Source organism: Bacillota bacterium (assembly GCA_040755295.1).
Taxonomy (GTDB): Bacteria; Bacillota; Desulfotomaculia; order Desulfotomaculales; family Ammonificaceae; genus SURF-55.
In genome coordinates this window covers 61,287-70,879 of record JBFMBK010000014.1, presented here as the reverse complement: position 1 = coordinate 70,879, position 9,593 = coordinate 61,287, and the positions used below count along the sequence as shown (strand labels likewise).

Below are 9,593 nucleotides of genomic sequence, written 5' to 3'. Positions count from 1 at the left end.
ATCAGGATTTTCTGGATACGATTGACTTGCAGACAGCGCTGAATATGGACAAGTACAAACTGCGGCAGATGATCGTAGAGCACCCGTTCGGGACCATTAAACGAAGCTGGGGAGCTTATTACTTTTTGACAAAAAGAAAGATCTCGGTCAGCGCTGAGATTGCGCTGTCGTTTCTGGCATATAACCTGAAACGGGTAATGAGCATCCTTGGAAACCAAGAAATATTGAGAAGATTGAGGGAAAGAAGGAAGCCGGTACTGGTATAAGGTACCGGTTTCTTTTTTGTTTTTAAAGATCAAAAAGGACCCATTCTATTGACAGAGGCTGGGACAAGGACCGTCTGCGGTGGAATATCTGAATGATTTTTCACACGGTCTGCCGTCCCCTTGACAGTCACATTTCATGCGTCCATTCGGTGTCATCCATCAAAAACAAGTTGATGCTCTTGCCGCGTGTAGCCATACCGAAAGCCTCCTGATTCATTAATATCTCTTATGCATGTCATTCCATGAAATCAAGTATCTGCCCGTTTAACTCCCTTTTTGTTTCCCTCCAATAGGGCATATATTTATCCATCAGGGAAATAAAATGCTCGTTATGGTTCTTTTCAACAAGGTGCACAAGCTCGTGCAGAATCACATATTCGAGGCATTCAGGAGTCTTTTTTGCCAATTGCAAATTAAGCCATATTTTTCTCTTAGCCCTGTTGCAGGTACCCCAACGGGTTGTCATGTATTTCGTCTGCCAACCATCGCACTTAAGACCGGTTAACTTCTCCCATTTTGGAAGAAGTCGTGCCACTTCGCTTTTTAAAAGCCCACGATACCATTCTTTGACGAAATTATCCCGTTGCCCGGCTGTGCTGCCTTTACGGACAGTAAGAATGGCCTTGTTCTCTGACAGGACAAGCATGTTTTTACTAGTACCGTAGTATTCAACTTGGAGAAAATACTGTTTTCCCCAAACATAGAGCGTTTCGCCGGAAACGTATTCCCGCTCAGATTGACGAGGCTGGACTTCAAATTTGTTCACCTGTTTCTTAATCCAACTGGATTTGGTGCGTACAAAGCGTTCAATTGCTTCATCGCTCATATCCAGAGGAGCCGAAACAGATACTTTTCCGTTAGGCGGCTTAACATATAGGTGCATGTTCTTTATTTTCTTTTTATATACCTCAACAGGTATGCCAGAAATCATAATCTGCATCAGTATTCCTCTTGTTCGCAAATGATATTGAATACCCGATCAACCTCAGATTCTTCTTTCAAAATCTTGAAAATTTCCCGCTTAATGCGTTTTTCCTTGACGGGATTGTTTCTGAACCTGTCTTGCTTGCTCCTGAGTACAGCCTCATGTAAGGCAATTGATAGTTCTTCGTCCTGCCCGCAGTTATCATAAAAAGCACGAAGCGCACCGCTCTTCCTAATGCGGACAGGGTAAGCGTCGTTCTCTTCTGGAACAGTGACATTTTTAGCAAGTTCAATGTACTTTTCGAGAAGATGCTCATAAGCAATAACACCCTCACGGCGCTCGCGGATGAGCTGCTCTAAGATAGCGGACATTTTCTCGTAGTATTTTGGGTTGATAAGGATTTTTTCAACAACCTTTTTACGGATGTTGTTTTCAATCGTCTCTGCAGCGCCTTCTTTGTTACCGCCTTCCCCTTTTAGTTTTTCTTCCTGCGCGAGGATAAAGTCAAGCAGGGTAAAGTCATCAAAGGCACCGAGTTTGCGGCTGTCCTCAGCGATAATGTAATTGTCAATTAAATACCTCATCCCCGGTTCAAACAGCTTAAGGTCGATGAAATCCGCGCTGGCCTGGCCGATTGTCGCTTTTAATGCTATATAAAATTCAACCTTTTTTGCGATTTTTCCCTGCTCGTAAAGTGTATATCCTGCCGCGCTCATATCGGGCTTGATATCGGTATATGCGCGAACAAGGCGGTTTACAAGCCGATAGAGTTGTTCGCGGCTTCTTGCGAACGCCTCATCTTCGTTATCATCAACACCGTTTTCCCCGCAGAAATAGTGAATGTAGTCAAGTTCATTACGTGGCAGGGTTACGCCCTCGCACAAATCATCAAGTTCTTCAAGGGTCTTATCAAGGAATTTTCTCGCTTCTTCAAGACGGTCTTTGATTAAGCCTTGTACATCTTCTTCCTCATACCCCTCAAAGGCTCCAGCTGTATATTTGTTTAGCGCATCTGTTAAATCTCCGAACAACTGTTTGTAGTCCACGATATAGCCGAAATCCTTTTCTTCGCCATCAAGACGATTTACACGGCAAATCGCCTGAAACAGTCCGTGGTCATACATCGGTTTATCAATATAAAGGTATGTACAGGGCGGCGCATCAAAGCCTGTCAGGAGTTTATCCACTACAATCAACAGCTTCATATTTGCGGGTTCTTCCACAAACTTGCGCTTGGCTTCTTTTTCAAACGCCTCCACGTCCTGCCCGTAGAGCATCTTCATATATATTTCATATTTTTCGAATGCTTCGGTGTCCTCGTCAGTGCTGACGGTATCCGTCCTCAAGTCACCCTCACGCGGAACGAAAGAAGATATAATTGCGCATTTTTTGAAACCTTTGGACTGGAATATCTCGTAATACTTGCAAGCCGCATAGATGGACTCAGCAACCAGCATGGCGTTGCCATTGCCGTTCATCAAGCGGCTCTTGGTTTCCATATCGAAAATAATATCGCGGGCGATGCTTTCCAGCCGTGTGCGCGAACTGAACACTGTCTGCATATTGCCCCATGCCGATTTTAGTTTCGCCTTTGCGCGTGGAGTGAGCGCGGTAGTTTTTGCCTCAAACCACGTATCGATCTTCTCCTGCGACGTGATACTTTGCGGAACATCACGGGCTTCATAGCGCAAGTCAAGAACGACGCCGTCCGCTACGCCTTCATCGTATTTGTAGGTGTGGATGTAACCTCCAAATACCTCAATACTTGTCGCTTTGTCTTTCTTTAGGAGCGGCGTTCCCGTAAAACCTATGAAGATTGCTCTCGGCAAAATGGCTTTCATGGCCTGATGCAGCTTACCGGATTGCGTCCGGTGGCACTCATCTACGAACACATAAAACTTGCCCTTTGCCGAAAAGTTCGGCGGGAGGGTTTTATAGAGTTCTTCAATATACCTGTCGTAATCAAGGTCAGATATCTCGCCGCTGCGATTGCCGAATTTGTGTATGAGAGAGCAAATCAATCGGTTTTCGTAGGAGTCCAGCTTGCCGATTAAGTCCGTGCAGGTTTTTGTCCGAACGATTTTCTCGTCAACGCCGATATATGTTTTTTTCGCCTGGTCGTCCAGTTCGTCGCGGTCGGTAATAATCAGCACACGTGCCTCTGGGTTGTTCGCCAGAATCCACTTTGACAGCCACACCATTATCAGCGTTTTGCCGCTGCCTTGGGTATGCCAGATGATACCGCCCTTACCGTCGGCAATCTTTAGTTGCGCCTCTTTGATGCCGAAAAACTGGTTGTGACGGCATACCTTCTTTATCCCCTTGTCAAAGATGACAAAGTTGTGAATAAGGTCGAGCAACCGCTTTTTCTGGAACATACTGTATAGCTGCCAGTCCAGCTTATCCGGTAGGCCTTTGCAGATCTCCAAAATATCAAGGGAGTTATTGTCTCGTGATTCAGCATAGTTTTTCCATTCTAGATAATACTTCTCTTCTGTGCCTACCGTTCCGTAGCGAAGCCCTTCGCTGTTGTTGCCAGCCATCGTGAACTGAACCGTTGTAAAAAAAGGCTGTATGAAGTATTCGTGCTGGTTGGTAAGGTTCTGCCGGATACCGTTGGCAACTGAAATCGTACTTTTCTTGAGTTCAATCGCGGCAATGGCAATGCCGTTGATATACACAACGATATCGGGGCGTTTTTGGCAGTTACCGACCACCGTTACTTCTTCAGCAACAGCAAAATCGTTCCTGCTCTGGTGCGCCCAGTCTATGAAAAAGACGGTTTTCTCAGCCTCTCCGGGGTTCTCGCGCACCTTTGCGCCGTATTTGAGCAGGGAGTAAACAGCTTTGTTCGTGGCGTACAGCCCAGACTGCAAATTGTCCGCTGCTTTGCGCAGTTCCTCAACAGCGCGTCTGGCTAAAACGTCGCTGTAACCCTGCCGAAGCAGAAACACCATCAGCTTATCCGTTTCAATGTTACTGTTCTGATACGCCTTGCGGTTGCCGTAATACTCGTAGCCTAGCAAGGTCTGGTTGCGGAACAAGGATATTACATGGTTTTGGGCTGTCCGTTCGGCTTCTCCGATTGTTGCCATAATCGCGACCTCCTTACAGCAGGGTCTGCAAGTCGTTGATTGCCTTGCCAATCTTTGAGTCGGCGAATGTTTTCTTTTGCAGCTTTGCCCGCCATTCTTTATTTGTGGCAATCAGGTGTTTAATAGAATCGACCGAAACGGGAGTCCCGGCTTCTTCCAAGTCGCAGACAGCCATATCCACAGTAGCGAGTAGTTCCAAATCGTCGACGGATGTGTAACGGAAATTGTCCACCAACCAGTCAATGTCCTCCTGCCTGCCCCAGCGTTTAATGTAGTCGAGGGCTTGGCCTATATTTTTGCCTGGGGAGAAAGTCGTGCCTTTACCTTTGGTCGTTGTCGCGGCAATGTAACGATTTCCTTTCGCAATGGGCTCGCCGCCCTTATAACGCACCTCATCGGCATAGGGACCTGCCGCCTTCTTTTTGAAGGCAACCGTGCTTTCATCCTGCTTGCGACGCAATAGATAAAGTAGTTTCTGTACTTTCTTCCTGCCGAGCGGGTATCTGTCGGTATAGAAGGCGTTCACGATTCCTGCAATCATCACCGCGTCGTCGAACTGCTGGCTGTGACCCTTTTGTGCGGAAGCGATTGCGGTTGCAGCAACCTGAACCTCCGGCTTCACAGTAACCTCAGCAGCGGCTTCCGACTGAACCAACCGAATTCGCCCGGTTAACAGTTCCTGCATTATGCCCTGCTTTATCAGCTTTGCCTTATCAAGCTTGGTGGTTAAGGCTTCGAGTTCGTTGTCCATATCGGAGAGGATAGTAGCGATTGCTGTTTGCTCAGTAAGGGTCGGCGGTACGGGAATCACTATATTTTCAAAATCCTTTTTTGTAATTTGATTTATGGTCGCATTGCTATTGTTTCGGATTTGTTTTTGCACAAAGTCGCTACGGAATACTTGAAAAATATAATCATCATATTCGCTACGAAAAACCGACATAAATGCACCAAAAGTAGCTCTGTAATCTTTGTCAATAAGTGCACACTTGCCGATAAGTTCACTACTACCATTTCTAACGCAAATGAGTATATCGCCTTTTCTAACATACTGATTATCGTTCACTTTGCAATCAACGAATACACAATCATCAAAAACCAGTCTTTCTTGCTGAATGTTTGAAGAACGCAAAACCAACAAGCCGTGAAGTTGTACATTTTCTGGTCTATATGTTAAACCCTGTACAACTACACCTAAGTCCAACAGGGGCTTCTCCACCCATGCGTCTTCAAACCCCGGCAGCCGCCGCTTGCCTGTGAGCAGCTCCTGCATTGCACCCTGCTTGATAGCTTTTTTCTTGGTAATCAGCTTTTCAAGCGACGCGATATAGTTGTCCGCATCGGACAGGACCTCAGCGATGGCGTGTTGCTCAAAGATGGAAGGTAAAAATACCATAAAGTCGTTTAATAGCTTTGTATTTAATGAAGCCATAGTCTGCCCAACAGCAATACCCCGAACTCTTGCTTTTGTAGGTTCGTATTTGAAATAATAGCCAAGGTATTTCGGGTCAACGGTCTCAGGATAGGCGCGTATCCGCAATAATCTTCCCGAAAATAACCACCCATTTTCAGCTTTGGTTATATAAGCGTTTCTATCTACTGACCCTACTCTGCTAAAAACTATGTCGCCTTCAGATAGGATATAAGCACTAAGCCGTTTTTTATCTGCATCAGACACCAAAGGCAGATTTTGACGAGTAATGGCATATTCACCTAAATGTTCTACAGTGATAATTGGTGTGCCAACATCAACATAATCACTGGCGTGAAGCGCGGAACCGAAAGGTCCCGTTTTGACATCAGCGATTTCACTGATTGCAACTTTTTTCCACCCCTTTACCATACAAACCCCATCCTTTTCAGATGAGATTTAACCTTAACCTCATACTCCGCAACCTCTTCCGCGATAGCGGGTAAAGTTTCCTCGTACCGCTCGGTCAGTTCGGTCACCCGGTTGGCGATGCTATGAGAAATAGCGGTGTAGAGCGCGTCGATGCCCTCGAAAATGGTGTGAAACCACTTGCGGTTTACAAGCAGTTCGAGTATTTCTTCATCAGTCAGCTTGCTGTACTGCTCCTTGGTTTTCTGCTCTAACACCTCTCTCAGCTTTTTGAGCGTTTTGCCCCGTTCATCAATCTTGGCTTTCTTATCGGAGAGTGCTTGCAGGACTTCCCGGTCGTCTTTGCCGAGCGTTTTGTCCTTGAGTGCGGCCTTCAGGGCGGTCATATCAGGGCTGCCGTTATCTTTCAATACGGTGTTGATTATTGAATCGTCCTCCGCGCCTTCAATCATCTCGTCCAGTTCACTTTGCGCTTCCGATATCAAAGCCTCTATCTCATCGATGGCTTTCTGCTCCGCGTGGAAAAACGCCTCAACGATAATACCGCGCGGAATCAACTTGCCTTCCCATCCGACTACCTTTTCCTCGCCTTTCTTCTTGCCTGAAGTATATACGCCCATTATGTTTTCAGTTTCCCGCGCCGCTTTGTAACCGTCTTGGACAACGATGAACACATCATCAGCCATCACATCCTGCCAATAGACAAGCAGCACTTGATACACATCATATTTGTCAATCAACGTGACGTTTTCAAATTCTTTAAGGATGGCTTCGGCGAGTTCTACAATCAGTTCCTTGCCCTTGGTTTTTCCGTCTATACCACAAAGTTTATCGTTTACACGGCTCTGCCATTTTTCGAATGCACTGTCGATTCTGTCGGCATACTGGCTAAACTCGGCATCAGAGTAAATCGTGTGGCGCACATCGTCCTTCTTGACGACGGGATGATAAAACCCTTTGCGCAAAGGGGCAAACAGCACCGATTTCAAGTCACTGAAGATACTCCAGTACCGCTCCATATTGTCCACGTCAAACGCGGGGACGCCACCTATCAGGTGCGCCTCAATATTCTGCAAATCCTCTGGAACACTGCTGTCAATATAGCGCGGGATGTTGAGGTTATAGCCATTCTTATCGCGGATTTCCTCAATTGGGACGAATCGTGAGTATTTCGGCTCATCAATCCGCTGCCTGAACGTTGTGACGATTTTGTGGATATCCCGCTCACGCAGGCGGTTCTTGTTGCCATCCTTAATGAAGTCATGGCTCGCGTCAATCATAAAGACGCCGTCGCGCTCGTCCGCGCCTTCTTTATCAATGACAATAACGCAAGCGGGGATGCCCGTTCCGTAAAACAGGTTGGCGGGCAGACCGACGATACCTTTAATATATCCCTTGTCAATTATGGACTGTCGGATTGTCACCTCGGCATTGCCACGAAATAGGACGCCGTGGGGTAAGATTACAGCAGCCTTTCCATTGCGTTTCAGCGACTTCAATATATGAAGCAGCCACGCGAAGTCGCCGTTTTTCTCCGGCGGTCTGTCGCCATAACCGTCGAAGCGTCCGTATTCTTTGAGGCCATCTGTCCAGTTCTTTGTGGAGAACGGAGGATTCGCGACCACAAAGTCAAAACGACGTAGCGTGGTTTTCTCGGCATCATCCTCAAAATATTGCGGGTCGGAAAAAGTGCTGTAATTGCCAACTATCTCGCCGGAGGCTTTATTATGTAACACAAGGTTCATCTTGGCGAGTCCGGCAGTGGTGATATCCTTCTCCTGACCGTAAATGGCAACCTCAAAAGGCGCTTCGTCAGCGGCTCTGATGAGCAATGAACCTGAACCGCAGGCTGGGTCATATACGGATGTGTCCCCTTTTATCGCCCGGTCAATACCGATAACCTTGGCGAGAATTCGTGACACCTCGGCGGGCGTATAGAATTGCCCTTTGCTCTTGCCGCTCTCGGTCGCAAAGTTACGCATCAAATATTCATAAGCGTCACCGATGATGTCATCGCCGCCAGCACGGTTGTTGGAGAAATTCAGTTCCGGCCTGCGGAAAATTGCAATCAGCCCGCTCAGTTTGTCCACCATTTCCTGGCCTTTACCCAACTTGGTCTCATCGTTAAAATGAGCGTTATCTATTACTCCGCGCAATCCATTTGCTTCAGCAAGTTTTGCAATGACTTTATCCATTTCCTCGCCAATATTCTTATTGCCGATAAGGGCTACCAGGTCATCGAAACTACCGCCTTCGGGAACTTCGATGTCAGCATAAGCCACGCCCTTAAACCTATCGGAAACATACTTCACGAATAAAAGCGTCAGAATATAGTCTTTATATTGAGAGGCGTCCATGCCGCCCCGCAATTTATCACAACTCGCCCATAGCGAGCTGTAAAGTTCGCTCTTTTTTACTGCCATATTCTTTCACTCCTTATCCGCCGCACCGCCGGCACGAATCCATTCGTCCACTTGGGTTTCCGAAGCCGCCCAACCTTATGCGCAGGCATATTGCGATTATTAATCCATTGCAGCACTGTTTCGCAGCTTACACCGAGGTAGTCGGTTATAGTATCCATAGATGACCATTTTTCAATATTCTGGTCTTTATCCATTTGGGCAAGGGAATGGGGTCAGGTCTTGAAAACATAATATTCTCCCCTAAGGGAGGCGCACGAACTGTTAGATCGTTCTGATAACTTGTAGAAGCGGGAACGGTTTAAAATGCGCTGACACAATAATTAGGGCTTGCGAAATAGAAGCTCCCTTATGCTAGTTTCTTAAAGATGGTCGGAAAAAATTTGGTCTCAAGGAATCGACAAGTTTAACAGTAATCAAGTGTACAGGAGCCTTAAATTTTTAGCCTGGCTTTTCCAATATCTCTTCTTTTTCCATTATAATAAATTTAGTAATCGCCTCTAGCTCTCTTTTTAGGTCTGTTAATTCCTTGTCCTTTTCTTGAAGAACCCGATCAATTTGCTGCTTGATACTCAAGGTTTCTTGGGCAATTACTTCGGTAGCATAATCAATAATCGCTTTTGCTTTTTGATAAGCATCTACCAATTCTAAGAAGGTCATGTTGGAGCCTGAACTATGCGCAGTCATATGCCTATTTTGGACAATATTGTTATAAGCAGTTACCAAAAGTTCATTTCCCGTCAGTTTTTGTTGAAAAGCTTCTTTATAGCTAGAATTGAACCTTCCTAAAAGACCAGAAACCTCGCTAATCATGATACTCCGACATATCTTGTTGACGCAAGAATTGGTAAATTGATACAAGTCAGGATCATTGTAGATTTTAGAGCGGTCGGATATAGTTGCTTTAATTGATTCTTCAAAAACTGCATATATAAGCAATAATAGATAACGAGTTAAAAAAGCCTCAATTTCAGTCCCAAATGCCCCACTTACTTGTAGATGGTCCCTGCATACTTCTATTGCCTGATCTATTCTTTCTGATTTCAT

Annotated in this window: 6 protein-coding genes and 1 pseudogene; 1 reads left to right on the top strand and 6 read right to left on the bottom strand. The window is 45.9% G+C overall.

What is annotated here, in order from left to right; genetic code table 11:
• A partial coding sequence (locus AB1500_10565; GenBank protein MEW6183597.1) for a transposase occupies positions 1-266 on the top strand: 266 nt, incomplete at its 5' end.
• Positions 267-501: 235 nt separating this feature from the next.
• On the opposite strand, the gene AB1500_10560 is transcribed toward AB1500_10565, so the two are convergent.
• The 6 genes and pseudogenes from AB1500_10560 to AB1500_10535 all read right to left on the bottom strand — a co-directional run bounded on the left by AB1500_10560 (position 502) and on the right by AB1500_10535 (position 9,593).
• Positions 502-1,206, bottom strand: a complete 705-nt coding sequence (locus AB1500_10560) for a SprT family zinc-dependent metalloprotease (GenBank protein MEW6183596.1) — start codon at positions 1,204-1,206, stop codon at positions 502-504.
• Entirely contained in the window at positions 1,206-4,286 is a 3,081-nt protein-coding gene (locus AB1500_10555) for a type I restriction endonuclease subunit R (protein MEW6183595.1), read from the bottom strand. Before AB1500_10555 ends, AB1500_10560 begins: the two co-directional genes overlap by 1 nt.
• A gap of 13 nt (positions 4,287-4,299) precedes the next feature.
• Positions 4,300-6,129, bottom strand: a complete 1,830-nt coding sequence (locus tag AB1500_10550) for a restriction endonuclease subunit S (protein MEW6183594.1) — start codon at positions 6,127-6,129, stop codon at positions 4,300-4,302.
• Positions 6,123-8,549 (bottom strand): class I SAM-dependent DNA methyltransferase, encoded by a 2,427-nt coding sequence (locus AB1500_10545; GenBank protein MEW6183593.1) that lies wholly within the window; start codon positions 8,547-8,549, stop codon positions 6,123-6,125. The genes AB1500_10550 and AB1500_10545 overlap by 7 nt, the downstream gene beginning before the upstream one ends.
• 6 nt (positions 8,550-8,555) lie before the next feature.
• Positions 8,556-8,743: pseudogene (locus tag AB1500_10540) on the bottom strand (excisionase family DNA-binding protein).
• Between the two features lie 244 nt (positions 8,744-8,987).
• Positions 8,988-9,593 (bottom strand): HEPN domain-containing protein, encoded by a 606-nt coding sequence (locus AB1500_10535; GenBank protein MEW6183592.1) that lies wholly within the window; start codon positions 9,591-9,593, stop codon positions 8,988-8,990.

Excerpts from the sequence above, each read along its gene's own strand:
- AB1500_10550 (MEW6183594.1), bottom strand. The coding sequence starts at position 6,129 with ATGGTAAAGGGGTGGAAAAAAGTTGCAATCAGTGAAATCGCTGATGTC.
- AB1500_10535 (MEW6183592.1), bottom strand. The coding sequence starts at position 9,593 with ATGAAATCAGAAAGAATAGATCAGGCAATAGAAGTATGCAGGGACCAT.
- AB1500_10560 (MEW6183596.1), bottom strand. The coding sequence starts at position 1,206 with ATGCAGATTATGATTTCTGGCATACCTGTTGAGGTATATAAAAAGAAA.
- AB1500_10555 (MEW6183595.1), bottom strand. The coding sequence starts at position 4,286 with ATGGCAACAATCGGAGAAGCCGAACGGACAGCCCAAAACCATGTAATA.
- AB1500_10545 (MEW6183593.1), bottom strand. The coding sequence starts at position 8,549 with ATGGCAGTAAAAAAGAGCGAACTTTACAGCTCGCTATGGGCGAGTTGT.